Origin of the sequence: Bradyrhizobium sp. 17, from assembly GCF_023073515.1 — a bacterium.
Classification (GTDB): domain Bacteria; phylum Pseudomonadota; class Alphaproteobacteria; order Rhizobiales; family Xanthobacteraceae; genus Bradyrhizobium; species Bradyrhizobium canariense_D.
In genome coordinates this window covers 302,374-323,677 of record NZ_JADPJQ010000119.1, presented here as the reverse complement: position 1 = coordinate 323,677, position 21,304 = coordinate 302,374, and the positions used below count along the sequence as shown (strand labels likewise).

20 protein-coding genes are annotated in these 21,304 nt (G+C 63.8%); 8 read left to right on the top strand and 12 right to left on the bottom strand.

The features are described from left to right. The first annotated feature begins 13 nt into the window (after window positions 1-13). Genes IVB13_RS29100 through IVB13_RS29085 form a run of 4 tightly spaced genes read left to right on the top strand, consistent with a single transcriptional unit; the run spans window position 14 to window position 5,823 of the window. On the top strand, window positions 14-1,894 hold the full coding sequence (locus tag IVB13_RS29100; RefSeq protein WP_018454696.1) for an extracellular solute-binding protein: 1,881 nt from the start codon (window positions 14-16) through the stop codon (window positions 1,892-1,894). Next, complete coding sequence (locus IVB13_RS29095) at window positions 1,891-3,000, top strand: microcin C ABC transporter permease YejB (protein ID WP_018454695.1); 1,110 nt, start codon at window positions 1,891-1,893, stop codon at window positions 2,998-3,000. Before IVB13_RS29100 ends, IVB13_RS29095 begins: the two co-directional genes overlap by 4 nt. Further along, the gene (locus IVB13_RS29090) at window positions 3,000-4,181 is read left to right on the top strand and encodes an ABC transporter permease (RefSeq protein ID WP_018454694.1); all 1,182 of its coding nucleotides are present in this window, start codon (window positions 3,000-3,002) and stop codon (window positions 4,179-4,181) included. The genes IVB13_RS29095 and IVB13_RS29090 overlap by 1 nt, the downstream gene beginning before the upstream one ends. A 4-nt stretch (window positions 4,182-4,185) precedes the next feature. Beyond that, window positions 4,186-5,823, top strand: a complete 1,638-nt coding sequence (locus tag IVB13_RS29085; protein ID WP_018454693.1) for an ABC transporter ATP-binding protein — start codon at window positions 4,186-4,188, stop codon at window positions 5,821-5,823. 6 nt (window positions 5,824-5,829) lie between these two features. Here the strand turns inward: IVB13_RS29085 and IVB13_RS29080 are convergent, their stop codons facing one another. Both IVB13_RS29080 and IVB13_RS29075 read right to left on the bottom strand, forming a co-directional pair. Then, window positions 5,830-6,720, bottom strand: coding sequence for an NlpC/P60 family protein (locus IVB13_RS29080; protein ID WP_018454692.1), 891 nt, complete (start codon window positions 6,718-6,720; stop codon window positions 5,830-5,832). Then, a complete protein-coding gene (locus IVB13_RS29075; protein ID WP_085361623.1) occupies window positions 6,713-8,086 on the bottom strand; it encodes a leucyl aminopeptidase family protein in 1,374 nt (457 codons plus the stop codon). Before IVB13_RS29075 ends, IVB13_RS29080 begins: the two co-directional genes overlap by 8 nt. 202 nt (window positions 8,087-8,288) lie before the next feature. On the opposite strand from IVB13_RS29075, the gene IVB13_RS29070 reads away from it, so the two are divergent. The 3 genes from IVB13_RS29070 to IVB13_RS29060 all read left to right on the top strand — a co-directional run bounded on the left by IVB13_RS29070 (window position 8,289) and on the right by IVB13_RS29060 (window position 11,204). Next, window positions 8,289-8,492 carry a hypothetical protein gene (locus IVB13_RS29070; RefSeq protein WP_018454690.1) on the top strand — a complete coding sequence of 68 codons (204 nt, stop codon included), beginning with the start codon at window positions 8,289-8,291 and terminating at the stop codon, window positions 8,490-8,492. A 281-nt stretch (window positions 8,493-8,773) separates the two neighbouring features. After that, a complete protein-coding gene (locus IVB13_RS29065; protein ID WP_085361622.1) occupies window positions 8,774-10,282 on the top strand; it encodes a metallophosphoesterase in 1,509 nt (502 codons plus the stop codon). A 94-nt stretch (window positions 10,283-10,376) separates the two neighbouring features. Beyond that, window positions 10,377-11,204 (top strand): tetratricopeptide repeat protein, encoded by an 828-nt coding sequence (locus tag IVB13_RS29060; RefSeq protein WP_026232795.1) that lies wholly within the window; start codon window positions 10,377-10,379, stop codon window positions 11,202-11,204. A 74-nt stretch (window positions 11,205-11,278) separates the two neighbouring features. On the opposite strand, the gene IVB13_RS29055 is transcribed toward IVB13_RS29060, so the two are convergent. The 10 genes from IVB13_RS29055 to IVB13_RS29010 all read right to left on the bottom strand — a co-directional run bounded on the left by IVB13_RS29055 (window position 11,279) and on the right by IVB13_RS29010 (window position 20,199). Next, entirely contained in the window at window positions 11,279-12,253 is a 975-nt protein-coding gene (locus IVB13_RS29055) for a type II secretion system F family protein (protein ID WP_018454686.1), read from the bottom strand. A gap of 9 nt (window positions 12,254-12,262) precedes the next feature. Beyond that, entirely contained in the window at window positions 12,263-13,240 is a 978-nt protein-coding gene (locus IVB13_RS29050; RefSeq protein WP_026232794.1) for a type II secretion system F family protein, read from the bottom strand. A 16-nt stretch (window positions 13,241-13,256) separates the two neighbouring features. Continuing rightward, on the bottom strand, window positions 13,257-14,720 hold the full coding sequence (locus tag IVB13_RS29045; RefSeq protein ID WP_026232793.1) for a CpaF family protein: 1,464 nt from the start codon (window positions 14,718-14,720) through the stop codon (window positions 13,257-13,259). 21 nt (window positions 14,721-14,741) lie between these two features. Further along, entirely contained in the window at window positions 14,742-16,010 is a 1,269-nt protein-coding gene (locus tag IVB13_RS29040; protein WP_018454683.1) for an AAA family ATPase, read from the bottom strand. Continuing rightward, complete coding sequence (locus IVB13_RS29035) at window positions 16,007-16,744, bottom strand: CpaD family pilus assembly protein (protein WP_018454682.1); 738 nt, start codon at window positions 16,742-16,744, stop codon at window positions 16,007-16,009. The genes IVB13_RS29040 and IVB13_RS29035 overlap by 4 nt, the downstream gene beginning before the upstream one ends. Before the next feature lie 17 nt (window positions 16,745-16,761). After that, window positions 16,762-18,237 (bottom strand): type II and III secretion system protein family protein, encoded by a 1,476-nt coding sequence (locus tag IVB13_RS29030; protein ID WP_026232792.1) that lies wholly within the window; start codon window positions 18,235-18,237, stop codon window positions 16,762-16,764. Window positions 18,238-18,248: 11 nt separating this feature from the next. After that, window positions 18,249-19,046 (bottom strand): Flp pilus assembly protein CpaB, encoded by a 798-nt coding sequence (gene cpaB / locus IVB13_RS29025; protein WP_018454680.1) that lies wholly within the window; start codon window positions 19,044-19,046, stop codon window positions 18,249-18,251. 127 nt (window positions 19,047-19,173) lie between these two features. Beyond that, on the bottom strand, window positions 19,174-19,698 hold the full coding sequence (locus IVB13_RS29020) for a prepilin peptidase (RefSeq protein WP_018454679.1): 525 nt from the start codon (window positions 19,696-19,698) through the stop codon (window positions 19,174-19,176). Window positions 19,699-19,820: 122 nt separating this feature from the next. Then, window positions 19,821-19,961 carry a hypothetical protein gene (locus IVB13_RS29015; protein ID WP_162496356.1) on the bottom strand — a complete coding sequence of 47 codons (141 nt, stop codon included), beginning with the start codon at window positions 19,959-19,961 and terminating at the stop codon, window positions 19,821-19,823. A 73-nt stretch (window positions 19,962-20,034) separates the two neighbouring features. Next, window positions 20,035-20,199, bottom strand: coding sequence for a Flp family type IVb pilin (locus IVB13_RS29010; RefSeq protein WP_007599783.1), 165 nt, complete (start codon window positions 20,197-20,199; stop codon window positions 20,035-20,037). Between the two features lie 261 nt (window positions 20,200-20,460). Here IVB13_RS29010 and IVB13_RS29005 point away from each other — a divergent pair, with 261 nt between their 5' ends. Continuing rightward, window positions 20,461-21,288: a sterol desaturase family protein gene (locus tag IVB13_RS29005; RefSeq protein ID WP_018454677.1), complete on the top strand. Its 828-nt coding sequence runs from the start codon at window positions 20,461-20,463 to the stop codon at window positions 21,286-21,288. The last annotated feature ends 16 nt before the right edge of the window (window positions 21,289-21,304 follow it).

The window sequence follows — 21,304 nt, the reverse complement described above, 5'->3', positions numbered from 1 at the left end:
GGGCATTTCTCGCATGGCGCAGCTTTCACGCCGGCATGTGCTGGCCTTGGGTGCCGGTGGCGCGTTCAGCGCCGCCTGGCTCCGGGGCGCGACAGCGTCCGAGATGCCTGCAGAGGCCCACGGCATGTCGGCCTTCGGCGACCTCAAATATCCCGCCGACTTCCATCACTTCGACTACGTCAATGTCGACGCGCCGAAGGGCGGCACCTTCTCGCTTATCCCGTCGGTGCGCGCGTACAACCAGTCCTACCAGACCTTCAACTCGCTCAATGCCTTCATCCTCAAAGGCGATGGCGCGCAGGGCATGGACATGACTTTTGCGCCGCTGATGGTGCGAGCCAATGACGAACCGGACGGGATGTACGGGCTTGCCGCCAAGTCTGTAAATATATCGGCAGACAGGCTGGTCTATCGCTTCACCATGCGGCCAGAGGCGAAATTCCATGACGGCACCAAGCTTACCGCTCACGACGCGGCGTTTTCGCTGACGTCGCTGAAGGCCAAGGGGCATCCGCTGATCATCGTGCAGATGCGCGACATGGTCAGCGCGGAAGCCGTTGACGATGCGACGCTGGTCGTCACCTTTGCCAAGGGACGCGCGCGTGACGTGCCGCTCTATGTGGCGAGTCTGCCGATCTTCTCGAAAGCATATTATGCCTCTCGCGCTTTCGACGAAACATCGCTCGATATCCCGTTGGGCTCGGGCCCGTACAAGGTCGGCAAGTTCGAGGTCAACCGCTACATCGAATACGAACGCGTCAAGGATTGGTGGGCTGCCGACCTGCCCCCCTGTCGTGGCAGCTACAATTTCGACGTCGTGCGCTACGAATTCTACCGCGACCGCGATGTCGCTTTTGAAGGTTTCACCGGCAAGAACTATCTCTACCGCGAAGAGTTCACCGCTCGTATCTGGGCGACCCGCTATGACTTCCCCGCGGTCAAGGAGGGTCGCGTCAAGATGGAGGTCGTGCCCGACGACACGCCGTCCGGCGCGCAAGGATGGTTCATCAACACGCGGCGCGAAAAATTCAGGGATCCTCGCGTGCGTGAGGCACTGATCGACGCCTTCGACTTCGAGTGGACCAACAAGACCATCATGTACGGTGCTTATGCCCGCACGGTATCGCCATTTCAGAACTCGGACCTCATGGCGAGCGATGGGCCTCCGCCGCCGGAAGAGCTGAAGCTGCTGGAGCCGTTTCGCGGCCAGGTTCCGGACGAGGTGTTCGCCGCACCGTTCACGCCGCCCGTCTCCGACGGCTCCGGGCAGGATCGCAGCCTGTTGCGCAGGGCGCAGCGATTGCTGAGCGAGGCCGGCCTGCCGATCAAGGACGGCAAGAGGATGCTGCCGAACGGCGAGATCTTCAGGATCGAATTTCTGTTGGACGAGCCTTCGTTCCAGCCGCACCATGGGCCCTACATCAAGAATCTCGCGACGCTTGGCATCGAAGCGAGCGTGCGCCTCGTCGACGCCGTGCAATACAAGGTACGCCAGGAAGATTTCGACTTCGATATGACGACCCAGCGCTTCAGCATGTCGGCAACGCCGGGCGACGCCATGCGCTCGTTCTTCTCGTCGCAGGTCGCGGCAACGAAGGGCTCGTACAATCTTGCGGGCGTCGCCAATCCGGCCATCGATGCCATGATCGAGAAGATCATGGCGGCCGACAGCCGCGAGGAATTGACCGTCGCCTGCCGCGCCTTCGATCGCCTGTTCCGCGCCGGCCGTTATTGGGTGCCGCACTGGTTCAACAAGACGCACCGGCTTGCTTATTGGGACCAATTCGGTCATCCGCAGAAGCCGCCGCGTTATGCCAACGGCGTCGGCGCTCCCGACATCTGGTGGTACGATGGCGGCAAGGCCGCCAGGCTCGAGCAGGCGAAGCAGCCATGAGCGCCTACATCGCCCGCCGCATCCTGCTGATGATCCCGACCTTGCTCGGGATCCTCTTCGTCTCCTTCATCGTCGTGCAGTTCGCGCCGGGCGGCCCGGTCGAGCGCGTGATCGCGCAGCTCTCGGGCGCGGACACCGGCGGGACCTCGCGCATTTCGGGCGGCGGCGACTTTGCGCAGCGCGCCCCGGGGCAGTTGGGAGCCGGCGGCGACGCCATCAACTCGAAGTATCGCGGCGCGCAAGGCCTCGATCCCGATTTCATCAAGAAGCTGGAAGTGCAGTTCGGCTTCGACAAGCCGGCGCCGGAGCGCTTCGCGCTGATGGTCTGGAATTTCGCCCGCTTCGATTTCGGCAAGAGCTATTTTCGCGACGTCAGCGTCCTGCAGCTCGTCAAGGAGAAGTTGCCGGTCTCGATCTCGCTCGGCATCTGGCTGACGCTGCTGACCTACCTGATCTCGATTCCGCTCGGCATCCGCAAGGCGGTCAGGGACGGGACGCGCTTCGACACCTGGACGTCGAGCGTGCTCGTACTTGGCTACGCGATTCCCGGCTTTCTATTCGCGATCCTCCTGATCATCCTGTTTGCCGGCGGTTCGTTCTTCAACTGGTTCCCGCTGCGCGGACTGACGTCAGACGGCTGGTCGCAGTTTCCGTGGTATTGGAAGATCATCGATTACTTCTGGCATTTGACGCTGCCGCTGATCGCCATGGGGCTCGGTGCGTTCACCACCATGACGTTCCTGACCAAGAACTCGTTTCTGGACGAGATCCGCAAGCAATACGTGATGACCGCGCGCGCGAAGGGCTGCAGCGAGAATCGGGTGCTTTACGGTCACGTTTTCCGCAACGCGATGCTGATCGTCATCGCCGGCTTTCCCTCGACCTTCATTCACGCCTTCTTCTCGGGCTCGCTTCTGATCGAGACCATCTTCTCGCTGGACGGACTGGGACTGCTCAGTTTCGAGAGCGTTCTCAATCGCGACTACCCCGTGGTGTTCGGCACGCTCTTCATCTTTTCGCTCGTCGGCCTCGTGATCAACCTGATCTCTGACCTGACCTATATGTGGATCGATCCACGAATCGATTTCGAGGCGCGGGAGGTCTGATGACGCTGGCCGCCCCCACCACGCCGATCGAAACCACTGCGAAGTCGCCGCTCGGCAGTGCCGTGCCGATCACTCGCAAACCGTTCGTGCCGTCGCCGCTCAACAGGCGCCGCTGGCAGAATTTCAAGGCGAACCGGCGCGGCTATTGGTCGTTCTGGATCTTCCTGATCCTATTTGTGGTGTCGCTGTTCGCCGAGCTGATCGCCAATGATCGGCCGTTCCTGATCAAATATGACGGCCACCTTTATTGGCCGTCCGTCGTCACCTATTCGGAAACCACTTTCGGCGGCGACTTCGAAACCGCGGCCGACTATCGCGATCCCTATTTGCAGAAGCTGATCAGGGACAAGGGCGGCAGCATCGTCTGGCCGCTGATCCGCTATTCCTACGACACCCACAATCTCGATCTGCCGACGCCGGCGCCGTCGCGGCCGACCTGGATGTTGACGGAAGCGCAGTGCAAGCCCGTCGTCGAGAAGAAAGGCCTCAAGAGCTGCCGCGATCTCGAATACAACTGGCTCGGCACCGACGATCAGGGCCGCGACGTGGTGGCGCGGCTGATCTACGGCTTCCGCATCTCAGTGCTGTTCGGCCTCTGCCTGACCATCGTCTCCTCCATCGTCGGCATCGCGGCCGGCGCGGTGCAGGGCTATTTCGGCGGCTGGATCGACCTGTTGTTCCAGCGTTTCATCGAGATATGGACTGCGATCCCTTCGCTCTATCTGCTGCTGATCTTGTCGTCGGTGCTGGTGCCCGGCTTCTTCGTGCTTCTCGGCATCCTGTTGTTATTTTCCTGGGTGTCGCTGGTCGGACTCGTGCGCGCGGAATTCCTGCGCGGGCGCAATTTCGAGTATATCCAGGCGGCGCGGGCGCTCGGCGTGTCGAACAAGGTCATCATGTTCCGGCATCTGTTGCCGAACGCGATGGTCGCGACCATGACGTTCCTGCCGTTCATCGTGTCGAGTTCGGTGATGACGCTGACGGCGCTCGATTTCCTGGGGTTCGGACTGCCGCCCGGCTCGCCGTCGCTCGGCGAGTTGCTGTCGCAGGGCAAGTCCAACGTGCAGGCGCCGTGGCTCGGTTTTTCCGGCTTCTTCTCGGTCGCGATCATGCTGTCGCTTTTGATCTTCATCGGCGAGGCCGTGCGCGACGCATTCGATCCGCGCAAGACGTTCAGGTAAGCCAATGGACGCGATCAACCAGCCTTTGCTCAGCGTGCGCGACCTCTCGGTGGCCTTCCACCAGGGGGGCGCCACCACGCTCGCGGTCGACAAGGTCTCGTTCCAGATCAAGCGCGGCGAGTGCCTGGCGCTGGTCGGCGAGTCCGGCTCCGGCAAGTCGGTCAGCGCGCTCTCGATTCTCAAGCTCTTGCCCTATCCAAATGCCTCGCATCCCTCGGGCAGCATCCACTTCAAGGGCCAGGAACTGATCGACCGGTCGGAGCAGGAGATGCGGGAGATTCGCGGCAGCGACATCTCGATCATCTTCCAGGAGCCGATGACCTCGCTCAACCCGCTGCATACGATCGAGGCGCAGATCGGCGAGATCATTCAGCTGCACAATCCGACCAGCAATGCCGAGGCGCGCAGGCGGACGCTGGAATTGCTCACGCAGGTCGGCATTCCCGAGCCTGAAACGCGGCTGAAGAGCTATCCGCACCAGCTCTCCGGCGGCCAGCGCCAGCGCGTGATGATCGCGATGGCGCTCGCCAACGAGCCGGACCTCCTGATCGCGGACGAGCCGACCACGGCGCTCGACGTTACCGTGCAGGCGCAGATCCTGACGCTGCTCGCAGAGATCCGCGGCCGGCTCGGCATGAGCCTGCTCTTCATCACCCACGATCTCGGCATCGTGCGCCGCATCGCCGACCAGGTCTGCGTCATGAAGGGGGGCGAGATCGTCGAGCAGGGGCCGGTCGAGCACGTCTTCAAGACCCCGAAGCATCCCTATACGCGCGACCTGCTCGCCGCGGAGCCGAAGCCAGATCCGGCGCCGCCGCAGCCGGATGCCCCGGTGGTGATGTCCGCCGACGACCTAAAGGTCTGGTTCCCGATCAAGCGGGGGCTGATGCGTAAGACGGTCGGCCACATCAAGGCGGTCGACGGCGTCAGCATCGCCGTGCGCAAGGGCGAGACGCTCGGCGTTGTCGGCGAGTCCGGCTCGGGCAAGACCACGCTGGGGCTCGCATTGCTGCGGCTGATCTCCTCGAACGGACGCATTGTGTTCCTGGGAAAAGATATCCAGGGCCTGCGCTTCAAGGAGATGCGGCCGTTCCGGCGCGACATGCAGATCGTGTTCCAGGATCCGTTCGGCTCGCTCAGCCCGCGCATGTCGGTCGCCGACATCGTCGCCGAAGGCCTCACCGTGCATCAGCCGCAGCTCTCGCGAGGCGAGCGGGAGGAGCGCGTCGTCAAGGCGCTCGAGGACGTCGGACTGAAACCGGATACTCGCCACCGTTATCCGCATGAATTCTCCGGCGGCCAGCGCCAGCGCATCAGCATCGCGCGGGCGGTGGTGCTGGAGCCGGATTTCGTCGTCCTGGACGAGCCGACCAGTGCGCTCGACATGCTGATTCAGGCGCAGATGGTCGATCTGCTGCGTGAATTGCAGCGCCGGCGCGATCTCACTTACATGTTCATCTCGCACGATCTGCGCGTCGTCGCCTCGCTCGCCAGCCATCTGATCGTGATGCGTGGCGGCAAGGTGGTCGAGGAAGGTCAGGCCGCCGAGCTCTTCAAGAACCCGAAGACGGATTACACGCGCGCGCTGTTTGCGGCGGCGTTCCGGCTGGAGACGGCGGAGAACGGGTCCGCGGCGACGTAGCCTCCGTCAGAGCCGCTTGATCGCGGCGACCTCGCTGCCGGCTTGCTTGATCCTTGCGATTGCCGGCTCGATCGGCTCGATCACCGTTGCCATGTGATGCGCATTGGCGTGAACCATGGTGCTGCCATCGCGGACGATGGCGACATGACCTTTCCAGAAAATGAGATCGCCGCGCAGCAAGCTGCTTTGCTCATGGGGCTCCAGCGCGCGGCCGAGGCCGGCCTGCTGCATGTCGCTGTCGCGCGGGCAGCCGATGCCCGCCGATGTCAGCGACATCTGGACCAGGCCGGAGCAATCGACGCCAAGGCTGCTCTTGCCACCCCAGAGATAGGGCGTGCCGACGAAACGCTCGGCGACTGCGACGAAATCCGGCTCGCAATGACCAAGCGGGGCGAGATGGGCCTTCGGCAGATAGTGTCCGTCGCGTGTCACGGCGAAGCTGCCGTCCTCGCGTGCAACCGCGATCTTCGATCCCATCACCAGCGTGTCTGCTGGCCGCAGCTTGATCGAGGGACCGGGGAAGGCAAAGGTTCGTAAAGCACTGACCATATGGGTCGGCGCGGCCGCGGGCTTCATGAGCGCTGCGTCCGGCAGCCAGCCGACATAGCCGTCACCTGAAAGTTGACCCCATGCCCAGCCTTCGCCGTTGCGGTCGTAAACCGTGACGCCCTCGCCGCGCAACGCTTGTGTCATTAGCATCGCGTTCGACGACGGCTGCTCGCGCACGGGCGCGATCGCCGCGATGATCTCGAATTCCTCGCCCGTGACGAAACGATCCGCCTGCACCTTGCTTTCGAGGTATTTCGCGGCGATGTCGCCGCGCGACGGTGTCAGCCTTGGATCGTATCTTGGATCGTGACTTGGATCGTGGCTTAGATCGTGTTCTGGATCACGCATAGCGCTCGCTCAGCAATGTGTAGATCGCGCGCGCGGCCTGGCACTCGCCGCCCTCGGGGCGTGCGGGCTTCGCCGACGGCGTCCAGCCGTAGATGTCGACATGCAGCCAGCTCCTGGCATGCTCGACGAAGCGTTGCAGGAACAGCGCGCAAATGATCGAGCCGGCAAAGCCGCCTGATGGTGCGTTGGTGATAGTGGCGGTCTTGGAATCCAGCCACGCATCGTAAGGCGGCCACAGTGGCATGCGCCACAACGGATCGTTCTCCCTCGCCGCGCATCGTGCGACGTCAGCGGCAAGCGTCTCATCATTGGTGTAAAAGGGCGGTAAATCCGGCCCCAGCGCGACGCGTGCCGCTCCCGTCAACGTGCCGAGATCGATCAGCAGGTCCGGCTTTTCCTCGTCCGCAAGCGCCAGCGCGTCGGCGAGCACCAGCCGCCCCTCTGCGTCCGTATTGCCGATCTCGACCGTGATGCCCTTGCGCGAGGTGAAGATGTCGAGCGGGCGGAAGGCATTGCCCGCGACCGCGTTCTCCACGGCCGGAATCAGCACGCGCAGTCGCACCTTCAGCTTCGCATCCATCACCATGCGCGCCAGCGCCAGCACGTTGGCGGCGCCGCCCATGTCCTTCTTCATGATCAGCATGCCGCTCGGAGGCTTCAAGTCGAGCCCGCCGGTGTCAAAGCAGACGCCCTTGCCGACCAGCGTCACCTTGGGATGAGCCGGGTCGCCCCAGCCAATGTCGATCAGCCGCGGCGCGCGGCTAGATGCCATGCCGACGGCGTGGATCAGTGGAAAATTCGTCTTTAAGTCGTCACCGATGGTGCAGGCAAAGCTTGCGCCGAATTCGGCGGCGAGATCCTGCGCGGCTGCGGCCAGCTCCTCCGGCCCCATGTCGTTGGCCGGCGTGTTGATGAGGTCGCGCGCCAGCATTGCGGCGTCCGCCATGCGATTGATGTCGGTCGCGTCGACGCCGTCGGGGGGAACGAGGCTGACCTCGGGGCGATCGGCCTTGCGGTACCGGGCGAAGCGGTAGCTGCCGAGCGCGAAGGCGAGTGCGGCGAGCCGTGCATCCTGCGGTGCATTGGCGAAGCGATAGATGCCCGGCGGCAGGAGGCCGGGCAGGGCGCCCGGTCGGAACAGGTCGCGCGATTTTGCACCCTCGTCCTCGAGCCCGAACAGCACTTGCGCGATCGCGCCATCGGGCGCGGGCAGCGCGAGATAGCCGCCCGGCTTTGCGGTGAAGGCGCTCGCGGTGGCGAACTGGCGTTGCGCCGCCGGTAGCCCCTCGGCGACCTGATCCCAGCTCGACTTGGTGACGAAGGTGATCGGGATGGCGGTAGGCGACGTCTCGAAGACAGAAGGCATTGGCGGGTCCGGATCGTCAGATCGAGCGGGTCATACGAACGGACGAGATTTCGCAGAGTTTTGCCGCCGCCGCAATCAGCTTTGCTGCCACCGTTCGGCGGTCCGCTACTCGCAGCAAAGGGGCCATGCTAGGTTCCGGCAACGGCCGTCAGGTGTGCAGATCTCCGGCGGCCGACGACAAAGCCGGCCGGGAGGAAATGCAATGGAATTTGTGTGGAGCGTGGTCACCTTCATCGGGCAGGCGGTCGAGGCGATTTTTGGCTATGTCGAGCATCATCATTGGATATTCGCGTTCCTTGCCGGCGGTTACGTCTTCTATCTCCACGACCGCTCCGTTCACGCGCGGTTCGATGCATTGGACAAGCGCATTGATGAAATTCGCAAGAGGCTCGCTATCGAATATTGATCGGGTGAGCGAAACCATCATCGGGCGAGCCCCGTCTCATGCCGAGGACACGATCCACGCGAGCGGCCGCAGGGCTTTACTAGCGCTGCGGTTGTGGCATTATTGCCCAATATTTTAGATTGTGTCGTACGGTTCTGCACGGAGTGCAACAACAGGGGATGGGGTCAATTCTTACCCGGCTCATCATGGCCCGGGCTGATTGATACCGGACTGAACCTGATCGTCGAAGGCATTTCTCTCATCGTTTGCGCGGCGCGGCATTCGCAAATAAGCGACGCAAAATGGATAGATCGTTCGTCATCGTACAGATTTCCGACCTGCATCTGGACGGGTCTGGTCGACTGCTTGCGACCATCGAGACGCTCAATGCCGCAATTCGCGAGAGGATGGCGGACTTCGCGGATGTTCCCGATCGCATCCTGCTGATCACCGGCGATATCGTGGACGACCCGGCGCCGCCTGCGCTCGACGAAGCGATCGCCGTCATTGCGTCCTTCCGGCAGACCGGGCTGTTCACCGACATCCAGGCAATTGCCGGCAATCACGACGTCAAGCGACCGAGCCAGCGTGCAGGTCGCCACGATGTTTATGATTACCTGCATTTGCCGCGGACCTCGAAGAGCGTCTACTACCGTCAGGCCGGCCTCGATCTGGTGCTGCTGGATTCCAACCGCGCGAGCCTCACGACGCTCGTTAGCGGCAACGTCGACCAGAGCGCCTATAGCGCCATGGTTTCGGATTCCGCGCGGCTGAGCGTCAAGCTCGCGGGCAGCCTCGGGTCGGGCGGCCGCGCCGATTATGCCGAGCCGGTGGAAAACCTCGTGCGCGTGCTGGCGCTGCACCATCATCCACTGCCGCAGGCGACCGGAGAAGGAAAGCGGTTTCTCGGCGTGCCCGACGAGCCGCTGATGTATCTCGCCGCGCCCGCGACCTTCCTCGAAGCGGCGACATCGCTCAATGTCGATCTGGTCCTGCACGGACACCGGCATGTCGAAGGGCTGACGCGTTATTCGATTCCCGATCCGCGCGCCACGTCGAGCGAGAGCGCTGAAGCATTCTGGCGCACGATCTACGTCCTGTCCTGTCCGTCATCGACCGGGCAGGCCGGTGACGATGCCGGCTTCAACGTCATCCATTTCGGCCCGATGTCCGACCCGATGTCCCATGGCGGCCGCACAGAGTATCGCTTCGCGATCGCCCGCTACTCACGTCCGCGCAAGGATGGTGTCTTCAGGCCGCTCGATTCCAACCTGCCGCACGGCGTCGTCAGACTGCCGGCCGGACGGGATTTTTCCCGAGATCCGGCCGTCCAATCGGGCATCGAGATCGACGCATGCACCACGCTGAAACGGAATCAGGTCGCAGCATTCGCGCGCCGGCTCCTGCTGCGCCGCGCCTTCTATGCCGACGACGAGGTGGATTGGGCCAATTTGCTCCACGTCTATCTCGTGACCTCTCATGTCTGGGCCGATCTGGAAAGCAAGTTCTCGAGATCCGCACGCAAGCATGATGTCGAGGCCGCGGTGACGTCACTACTGCGCCGACTGATCGAGCAATCTGCAAATGTGCTCGGCATCGACGACGTTCAGCTCGACGAGCTCCGCGCGAGGCGTCTGGTCAATCGTGACGATCTTCGACGCGAATTGCCGAGGGTCGTGCGTCCGGGCATCGATGTCGCGATCGAGACGCGGCAACGACTGCAATTGCTGCGGGACCTGAACGAGCAGGCGAAGGCGCTCGGCCTCGATGCGGGTCTCGGCGGCGAGGTGCCGCCGCAGGCGCCGCAGTGACGGGCCCGGGCCGGGAGCATTAACCGGCCGTTAGGGTTAACAGTCTATTGCTGGCGCGTTCGGCTCGATCAATCGGCTCGAGAGTCAAAGCGTCATGCGTCAACGGTTCAGTCGTGAACGGTTAAGTCTTGCCCGGCTTCTTGCGTCCACCTCGCTGGTCGCAGCGGTGGCCATGGGTCTCGGCGGCTGCACGGCGATGTCGAAACTCTCCGACGTCACGGGCTCGGTCGGGCCGCGGGCGGAAGCCGCTCCCACCGATCCCGCGCGCGCTGCTGAAGTCTATGGCGAGCGCTATCGTGCCAATCCCAAGGACGCCGACGCGGCGCTCGCCTACGGCCAGGCCCTGCGCGCCAACGGCCAGCGCGCCCAGGCTGCCGCCGTGCTCGAGCAGGCGACCATCGCCAATCCCGGCAACAAGGCGCTGATGGCCCAATACGGCCGCGCGCTCTCCGACAACGGCAATTTCCAGCAAGCCTTCGACGTGCTGTCGAAGGCGCATTCGCCCGATAACCCGGATTGGCGCCTGCTCTCGGTGCAGGGTACCGCGCTCGATCAGATGGGGCGTCACGAGGAAGCGCGCTCCTACTATGCGAGTGCGCTCAAGATCGCGCCTGGCGATCCCGGCGTGCTCTCCAATCTCGGCCTGTCCTACATGTTGTCGAGAGATCTGCCGAAGGCCGAAGACGCGCTGCGCCAAGCCTATGCCTCGCCGCACGCAAGCGCGCGGGTGCGGCAGAATCTCGGTCTTGTCGTCGGTCTCCAGGGCCGCTTCGCCGAAGCCGAGACTATTGTGAAGGCGGACCTGCCGCCGGACCAGGCTACGGCCAATGTCGCCTATCTCAAGGAAATGTTGACCCGCAGCGACGTCCGGCGTGGTGCGCCGAAGCGGACGCCGGTCGCCTCGCTCGGCCTGCCCGACTGATCAGACGTGATCTTCCGATCTTGATCTTCCAATCTTGAAGGCATCCTCGGACCGTACGCGGTCCACGTCTAAGGTCATTGCATCTCGGTGACCTTGATGCCAGTCGGTCCAAGGATGACGACGAACAGCACCGGCAGGAAGAACAGGATCATCGGTACCGTCAGCTTCGGCGGCAGTGCCGCGGCCTTTTTCTCGGCTTCGTTCATGCGCATGTCGCGGTTTTCCTGCGCCATCACCCGCAAGGATTGGCCGAGCGGGGTGCCGTAACGCTCCGCCTGCTGGAGCGCGAGACATACCGACTTGACGCCCTCGAGCCCGGTGCGCCGCGCGAGGTTCTCGTAGGCGACCTTGCGATCCTGCAAATACGACAGCTCGGCCGTGGTCAGGGTGAACTCCTCCGATAGCGCGATCGACTGGCCCACGATTTCGACCGCGACCTTCCGGAACGCCATCTCGACCGACATGCCGGATTCGATGCAGATCAGGAGCAGGTCGAGCGCATCGGGAAAGGCGCGCTTGATCGAGAGTTGGCGCTTGGAGATCGCGTTCCTGAGGAACAGCATCGGCGCCTGGAGTCCGAGATAGGCCGCACCGACGCAGATGCCGATCTTGATCGGCATGGACTGCTGCATATGCGCGATCAGGAACACGTAGACGACCGAACCGACGAACAGCACGATCGGGGCAACCAGGCGGGCAAACAGGAAGGTGATGTAGGGCGCCTGGCCTCGATAGCCGGCCATGATGAGCTTGTCCCGCGCAGCTTCCTGCGCGAGCCATTTGGTCAGGTTGAAGTCATCGACGACCTTCGAGACGAGCTGCTTCGGCGTCTGGCGCAGCGAGACTTTTTCACTCTTGTGGAGGCGCTCGCGCTCGCGCTGCCGGATGCGCTCACGTTCGTTCGCCACCGCCTTCATGCGCTTGGAAAGGCCCTCGCCGGCGAACAGCGGCATCACCAGCGTATAGACGGTGGCGCTGGCGGCAATGGCCGCCAGCAGCATCGTCATGAAGTGGACGTCGTGAAGTTTCGCAACGAGGAACTCTACCATAAGACACCATCAGAAGTCGAAATTGATCATCTTCTTCATCACCATGATGCCGATCGACATCCAGACAACACAGCCGACCAGCATGAGCTGGCCGGTGGGATGAGTCCAAAGCATCGAGATGTATCCTGGCGTTGTGAGGTAGACGAGGAACATCACGATCGGCGGCAGCGAGCCGATGATGCCGGCCGAGGCCTTGGCTTCCATCGACATCGCCTGGATCTTCTCTTTCATCTTCTTGCGGTCGCGCAGCACCTTGGAAAGGTTGCCGAGCGCTTCGGAGAGGTTGCCGCCCGATTTCTGCTGGATGGAGATGACGATGCCGAAGAAATTGGCCTCGGGCAGCGGCATGCGATCGTAGAGCCGCGTGCAGGCCTCGCCGAGCGGCATGCCGATCGCCTGCGTCTCGATGATGGACAGAAACTCGGAGCGCAGCGGCTCTGGCGCGTCGGCGGCGACCACCTTGATCGATTCGAACAGCGGCAGGCCCGCCTTGATGCCGCGGACGATGACGTCGACGGCATCGGGCAAGGCGGCCAGGAACTTGTTTTCACGGCGCTTCTTCAGGAAGCCGAGCGCCCAGCGGGGCAGACCGAGGCCGCCGGCAAACGCGAAGCCGGCGGCACCGAGCAGGCCGCCGCCGATGAACAAGGCGACTGCGAACAGCACGCCCGCCACGACGGCGGACACGATCCAGAATTTCTGCGGCGCCCAATCGAGGCCGGCCTGCGACAGGCGGACACTGAGCGGTACGCTCTTCTCCTGCTGGCGCCGCGCCTCGAGATCCTTGAGCGAGGTTTCGACCTGCTCGCGGCGCGAGCGCTGCGTCTTCTCGGCGGCGCGGGCCGTGGGCGCCTCGGCCCGCGAGATCGAGGCGCGGCGGCTCTCGGCCTTCCGTTCCCCGGACAGCATTGGATAAAGGAAGACCCAGGCGAGGCCGCCGACGGTGGCGGTGGCAAGGAAGGCGAGGGCAAGGACTTGCATGTTCATGGCTGCGTTGACCTGCTCACGTCGTGGGCGCCACTTCCGCCGCGTCGAGCGCCGCGGCAAGGCGCTTCTCTTCGCCGTAATAGCGGGCGCGTTCCCAGAATTTCGGGCGGCCGATTCCGGTCGACCGGTGCCGGCCGATGATCTTGCCGTTGGCGTCCTCGCCGACCATGTCGTAGAGGAACACGTCCTGGGTGATGATGGTGTCGCCTTCCATGCCCATCACTTCGGTGATGTGGGTGATGCGGCGTGAACCGTCGCGCAGGCGCGCGGCCTGGACGATGACGTCGATCGAGGCGCAGATCATCTCGCGGATGGTGCGTGAAGGCAGGGAGAAGCCGCCCATCGTGATCATGGATTCGCAGCGCGATAGCGCCTCGCGCGGATTGTTGGCGTGCAGCGTGCCCATCGAGCCGTCATGGCCGGTGTTCATGGCCTGGAGCAGGTCGAACGCCTCGGGTCCGCGGACTTCGCCGACGATGATGCGCTCGGGACGCATACGCAGGCAGTTGCGCACCAGCTCGCGCATGGTGACCTGGCCCTCGCCCTCGATGTTGGGCGGGCGGGTTTCCAGTCGCACCACGTGCGGCTGCTGGAGCTGGAGTTCGGCGGCGTCCTCGCAGGTGATGACGCGCTCGTCGTGCTCGATGTAGTTGGTCAGGCAGTTGAGCAACGTGGTCTTGCCCGAGCCGGTACCGCCGGAGATCAGCACGTTGCAGCGGACGCGGCCGATGATCTGGAGGATTTCCGCGCCTTCCGGCGAGATTGCGCCGAACTTGACGAGCTGATCGAGCGTCAGCTTGTCCTTCTTGAACTTGCGGATCGTGAGCGTGGGGCCGTCGATTGACAGCGGGGGCACGATGGCGTTGACGCGGGAGCCGTCGGCCAGGCGGGCGTCGCAGATCGGCGAGGATTCGTCGACGCGCCGGCCGACCTGGCTGACGATACGCTGGCAGATGTTGAGGAGCTGCTGATTGTCGCGGAAGCGGATACCGGTGCGTTGGATCTTGCCGGCGACCTCGATGTAGACGGTGTCGGCGCCGTTGACCATAATGTCGGCGATGTCGTCGCGCGACAACAGCGGCTCCAGCGGACCGTAGCCGAGGACGTCGTTGCAGATGTCGTCGAGCAGCTCTTCCTGCTCGGCGATCGACATCACGATGTTCTTGATCGCGATGATCTCGTTGACGATGTCCCGGATTTCCTCGCGCGCGGACTCCGAATCGAGCTTGGCAAGCTGGGCGAGGTCGATGGCCTCGATCAGCGCGCCGAAGATGGTCGCCTTGACCTCGTAATAATTGTCCGAGCGGCGGGCTTCCATGGTCGGCGCAGGCTTCGCCGGGGCGAGCGGCGGCGAGGAGATTGCCGGCGGCGGCGGCACGCGCGACATGGCGGGCGCCGAAGCCTGGGCAGGCTCTGGCGACACGGCACCGGGCTTCGGGGCCCGGGCGTCGGCGTCTGTTCCGCTACGCTTACCGAACACTTAAAAACTCCATGCGGCGACCTATTTTCCCCGCAACTTGTCAATCAGGGGTGAAAGCAGGGACGACTTTTGCTTCTTCGTTTCGCTGCGGCCGGTCAGGCGCTGGGCGATCTGAAGGAACATCTCGATCGACTTATGGTTGGCCGAGATCTCCGCGATCATCTGGCCGTTATTGGCCGCCGAGCCGAAGATCTGCGGCTCGAACGGAATCGAGACGACCGGCTGGCTCTCGATCGCCTTGGCGAACTCCGCCGCGGCGATTTCGGGCCGTTTCGGCACGCCGACCTGGTTCAGGCAGTAGAGCGGCGGCCGGTCGTTGGGGCGCGCGGCCTTCAGGAGATCGAACAGGTTCTTGGTGTTGCGCAAATTGGCGAGGTCGGGCGCCGCCACGATCAGGATGTCGTCCGCTCCGATCAGGGCGCGTTTCGTCCAGCCCGACCATTGGTGCGGAACGTCGAGGACGATGCAGGGCATCGTGGAGCGCAACGTGTCGAACACGGAATCGAAGGCGTCGGCGCCGAAATCGTAGACCCGGTCGAGCGTCGCCGGCGCCGCCAGCAGACTGAGGTGGTCGGTGCATTTCGACAGAAGGCGGTCGACGAAGGCGGTGTCGACGCGATCGGGTGAGAATACGGCGTCGGCAATGCCCTGCGGTGGATCCTGGTTGTAGTCGAGTCCGGCCGTGCCGAAGGCGAGGTCGAGGTCGGCGACGACCGCGTCCATCGCGAGATCGCGGGCGATCGCCCAGGCGACATTGTGGGAGATGGTTGATGCGCCGACGCCGCCCTTGGCCCCGACCACGGCGATAATGCGGCCGACGGCCTTGGCTTCCGGCGCCGAGAACAGGTTGCAGATCGAGCGCACGACGTCGATCGCGCCGACCGGCGCGAGCACGTAGTCGCTGACGCCGCGGCGGACCAGCTCGCGGTAGAGCGTGACGTCGTTGATGCGGCCGATCACGACCACGCGGGTGCCGGCATCGCAGACGGTCGCGAGATGGTCGAGCCCGCCCAGGAGGTCGTTGCGGCCGTCGCTTTCGAGCACGATCACGTTCGGCGTGGGGGCCGAGCGGTAGGCTTCCACCGCAGCCGCCATTCCGCCCATCTGGATCTTCAGATGGGCCTTGCCGAGACGGCGATCTTCGCCGGCTGACTGCACGGCGGCCGCCGTTTCCACGGTCTCGCAGAAAGCCTGGACGGAAACGCGGGGCGCCGGCGCAATATGCTCCTCGACCGGTGGGAGCGATGCCTCGGACTGATCTTCTTGGGGCTGGCGAGCGTAGCTGATCATCTGCCGGTGTCGCTGAGTTTGGCCTTGTCGGCCTCAGGATAGGCGACCGCCGTCGGCATTCCCTTGCGATACTTCTCGAACGCGGCGGTCCGCCGCGGCGTGTAGGACGGCGTTTCGGGCCGCGGCTGCTCGAGATCCGACGGATTGTCGACCATCGCTGCGAGGTTGCGCTGATAGGCGCAGCCGTAATTGTAGTAGTCCTTGTTCTCGAACCAGCTCTTGTTCTTCATCGAAGGGCCGATATCTTCCGGCCACAGGCCGCAGGGACCCGCGACTGCGGCGATCTTGGAATAGGTGAGGCGGATCGGCGGCAGGAATCGCTTGTCGTCCGGCGTGTAAGAGCGGGCGTTGATGCCGCGCGGCGGAACGCCCGCCGCCGACAGCATTGCCTGGATTTCGCGCATGGTGTCCGCGACCGGACGCGCGTTGGGCGTGCCGGACGGTACGTCGATCCGGATCGCGCCGGTGCCTTCGTGCATCCAGGCCGACGCGACGCCCATCACGTCGGCGCGCTGGGCGGCGGTCAAGCCGCCGCGGGCATGGCCGACGAAGACGACGATGGAACGATTCTGCTCCTCGATCGCGATCGGATGACGCTGCTTGTAGTCGTCGGGAATGGAGGCCGTGACCGCTTCGTCATGCTGGCAGCCGCCTAGGGCGAGCGCCATGCCGACGAGCGCGCCGCCGAGGTGGATGGCGCGCCTGCGAATCTGGGGTGGTCTAGTGATCTTCATGAAGTCCCCGTTCCGCCTCAGTCGGTGATGAAGCCGTAGGTGCCGCGGTAGTTCTTGGCCGGTTCGGTCCGGCCGGGCACGCCGTAGATGCGGTTGATGTTGCCGAGCAGTTCGGCCTGCGGATCAGCCGGTGCGGAGAAGCCATCATCCGGCCGCGACAGGTCCTTTTGCGCAACTGCGCGAACGATGTAGGGCGTCACGATCACGACCAGCTCGGTCGCGTTGTTGACGAAGTCGCGGCTACGGAACAGCGTGCCGAGGACCGGGAGCTGCATCAGACCTGGCAGTCCGCTGACCGCTTGCTTGGTCTGCTGCTGGATCAGGCCAGCCATCGCCATCGCGCCGCCTGAGGGAATTTCCAGCGAGGTTTCTGCGCGGCGGGTCTTGATCGAGGGCACCGTGAGCGAGTTGACCGAGGTCGAGGTCACGGCCTGGGACAGCGTGATCGCGTTTTCGTTCGAGAGCTCGGACACCTCGGTCATTACCCGCAGGCTGATCTTGCCCTCCGTGAGAACGACGGGGGTGAAGTTGAGCGAGATGCCGAACTTCTTGAAGCTGATCTGGGTGGTACAGACGTGCGTGGTGGGGTCGCACGCATAGCCCGCAGGCACCGGAAATTCACCGCCGGCAATGAACGTTGCCGATTCACCGGAGATCGCGGTCAGGTTCGGTTCGGCCAGCGTCCGGATCACGCCCGCGGTCTCCATCGCACGCAGCGTGGCCTGCACCGACGGGGCCGCGCCGAACTTCGTGGTCAGGTTATTGCCGTCGACGAGGTTGTGGCCAAGAGCCGTGAACGGATTGGAGTTGCTGAAGCTGACGACCGAGGTGCCGTAGCTGAGGTTGGCGGTGAGGTCGATTCCGAGCTGCTTGACGATGCTGCGCTGCACTTCCGCGACCGTCACCTTGAGCATGACCTGATCGCGGCCGCGGACCACGATCGAGTTCACGACCTTCTCGGGGCCGCCGGCGAGGCGCACGGCGAGGTCGTTGGCCTGCTGGGCTTCGGCCGGATTCGCGGCCGAGCCGGTCAAGATGATGCCGTCGCCTAGCCCGTCGATCTGGATGTCTGAGTTCGGCAGGACCTGCTTCAGCGCGGCCCGCACGCCGTTGAGGTCGCGCTTGACCGCGATGTCATAGGCCGCGATCTGCTGGCCGGCGGAATCGAAGAACACGATGTTGGTCTGCCCGATCGAGGCGCCAATGATGTAGGCACGCTGCGCCGAGCGGACGACCGCGTTGGCGATCTTCGGATCGGCGACAAGCACGTCCTTGATGTCGCGCGGAAGGTCGATCACGATCGACTTGCCGATGCCGAGCGAGAGGAATCGCGCGTTCATCTGACCGTCGGCCGCAGCCTGCGCCACAGGGCGATAGTCGGCGGCGACCACAGGGGTGAGCACCGGGTTGAGCGCGAGCGCGACGGCGGCCGAAAACGACAGGGCGCGGACCACCGGGGTTCGCATCGTCGCCAAATTCGCCCTGCATTTCATGTCGACAGTCCTCATCGTGCCTTCGCCGTCGAGCTTGGGATACCGTACCGAATGATCGAAATGCCCTCGCGCTTCTGTGCGGAGTCATCGAGCGTGATCTCGCTCAGCTTGACATCGACGATGCTGCGCAGCGCCAGCGACAGCGTGCCGCTCTGGCGTGCGGAGGAGAGCGTCGCAGTCTGCGCAGGATTGAGTTCGAGAGTGACGGTCTTGCCGACCACCGCGTTCTGGCCGTCCTTCTCCTTGGGAGCCTGGTCGATGGCCAGGACGCGGATATTGGCCAGGATGATCTCGGACGTGACGACATCGGGAGCGCCGCTGCTCTGGTCCGGGTTCTTGAGACGGCGCGTCAAAAGCACGTCGACGCGGTCGTTGGGCAGGATGAAGCCGCCTGCGCCGGTTTCCGGCGAGATCTCGGTCGAGATCGCCCGCATGCCGGTGGGCAGGATTGCCGCCATGAAGCCGGAGCCTTCGGCCTTGACCAGCTTCTGGTCCCGGATCGGCTCGCCCTGGATGAAGGGAGATCGTGCGATCGAGCCGGTGACCTGGGTTACCCCCTCGGGGCGCTCGTTGCGGCGGATGAAGGTGGCGCTGGCGGTCGCGGACGGCCAGGTCTGCCATTGCACGTCTTCCGGCTTGACGGTCTGGCCGAGGCCGATGTCGTTTTTCGCGACCAGGACGTCGACGGTGGGAAGCTGCGCGACCGGAGCAGGAGGCGGTGCAGAATTGTCCGAGCCGCTCGCCAGATACGCGGCGACACCGCCGGCGCAGATGGCGACCGTCAGGACGACAATGCGTGCCCTATTCATACGCTTCACTTTCCAACAAACGCCGCGACGCTGACGCCGCCGTAATCGGCAGTTGACCAGCTATTCGTCAAAGCATGGTTAATGAGGCGTATCTAAATCGCCTTAACGCCGGGTTTACCCGATGCGTTCAGCGCAATGCGAGGTGAGCGAGGTCGATCGCCTTCACCCATTCGGTCTCCGGGTAGACCATCAGCGCGCTCAGTGCGAGCGCGATGCCGTAGGGAATGCCGCTGTCCTTGGCGTGCAGCCGCGCGAGCCAGGTCTGGCCAGCGAGCCCGTAAGGCAGCGGCCACTGCCGGAACTGGAGCAGGAGCAGCGTCAGCGCCCCGCCGAACAGCGAGGCGTAGAGCAGGAAGTTCATCAGCTGTGCGAACCCGAACCAAAGCGCGACGGAGGCCGCCACCTTGGCATCGCCGCCACCGACCCAGCCCATCGCAAAACAGGTGAAGGCCACGACTAGGACGAGCGCGCCGGCGCCGACATGGCCCAGCATCTCGTAAGGTGCCATGCCACCGGCGAGAGCGAGCGCGAAAAAGCCGGCGACCAGCGCCAGCGATACGCGGTTGGAGATCGTCATCGTGAAGAGATCGCTTGCGGCGGCAAACGCCATCAGGGCCGGGAAGAGCAGAAGGCGCGCAAGGTCGAGGATCATGGGCTGCGTCTTGAGGCCTGGGTGTGCCGCGGAGCTGGCGTCGCCGGATTCTAGCCGGCAGTGCTAAACAAACCGAAAACGGCGGCGGCGGTCTTGAGGGGTAGAACCAGCCGAAGGCGTGCTCACCAGAGGGAGGCGATGCGTGCGGCGAGCGCGACGGTCGCAAGCAGCAGGGCCAGGCAGACCCAGTAAGCCGGCGAGCCGGTCTGCGCCGCCTCGGCCGCGTTCGCCGCGACCACGGCATCGGTTCTGTACTTGCTCAACGCCACTGGAACTCGCCGTCTTAAAAACAAAGGCCCCGGAAATCCGGGGCTTTTGCAGTCGTTGATCGATCGCCTACTTCAGCGAGCTGCTGATCGAGGTGAACTTGGCGTTCAGCGTGGTGCCGAGATTGTTGACGACGGTGATGATGGCCAGCGCGATGCCGGCGGCAATCAGACCGTATTCGATGGCGGTGGCGCCGGATTCATCTTTCGCGAAACGCGCAATCAGGTTCTTCATGAACAAAACTCCATCTGGGGTGGGATCGCCTCGTTCGGCGGTGTGCTTGACGCAACGACCATGAGATCCGAGCTCTTTCGGGAGAGTTAATTCGATCGGGCAAACGCGCTTGCCGCTGGCCAGAGTGAATTTCGCCTTAAGGCAGCCAGCTGCAATTCGTTCCGGTTCCGGATGTGCAGCAAGCGCAGCACCGGCTTCACCCTCCCTTAAATTTGGGGGAGTACGCGTAGGCGGGACCAGCAATTCGCAAGAGAGGCGACAATGTCGAGCCTGCCCATGGAAATCGCCCTGATGCTTGGCGAGACCATCGCGAAGGTGATCCCCGCGACCTTCGCGCTCGCGGTGGTCTTCACCGTGCTCGAGCATGTCTGGGCCTGCAATCCCGGCGTGCCGTGGTGGCGCAAGCGGGAGATCGTCACGGACATCTGCTACTGGTTTATCGTTCCGGTGTTCGCACGTGTCATGCGGATCGGCCTTCTGATCGTCGGTGCGAGCTTCGTCTTCAACATCCATGATGCCGACGGGCTCATCGCCTTCTACGACAATGGCCACGGCTCGCTGGCGCTATTGCCGCTCTGGGTCCAGGCCATGCTGTTCCTGGTGCTGTCCGATTTCATGCTGTACTGGCTGCACCGGTTGTTCCACGGCGGTGGGTTCTGGAAGTACCACGCGATCCACCACTCCTCGGAGGAGATCAGCTGGATTTCTGCGGCACGCTTCCATCCCGTCAATCTCGTGCTCGGTACCATCGCGGTCGACGTCGTGCTGCTGATGGCCGGCATTTCGCCGAACGCCATGGTCTGGCTCGCCCCGTTCACGACCTTCCATTCGGCCTTCGTGCACGCCAACCTGAACTGGACCTTCGGGCCGTTCAAATATGTGTTGGCGACGCCGGTGTTCCACCGTTGGCACCACACCGCGCTAGCAGAGGGCGGCGACACCAATTTTGCCGGCACGTTCCCGATCTGGGACTTGCTGTTCGGCACTTTCCGCATGCCCGAGGGGCAACTGCCGCAGGATTACGGCAAGGATGAAGCCACCATGCCGAAGGAAATCGGAGGGCAGCTTGCCTATCCGTTCCGCCGCTAGGTTCTCGAGAGCCGCG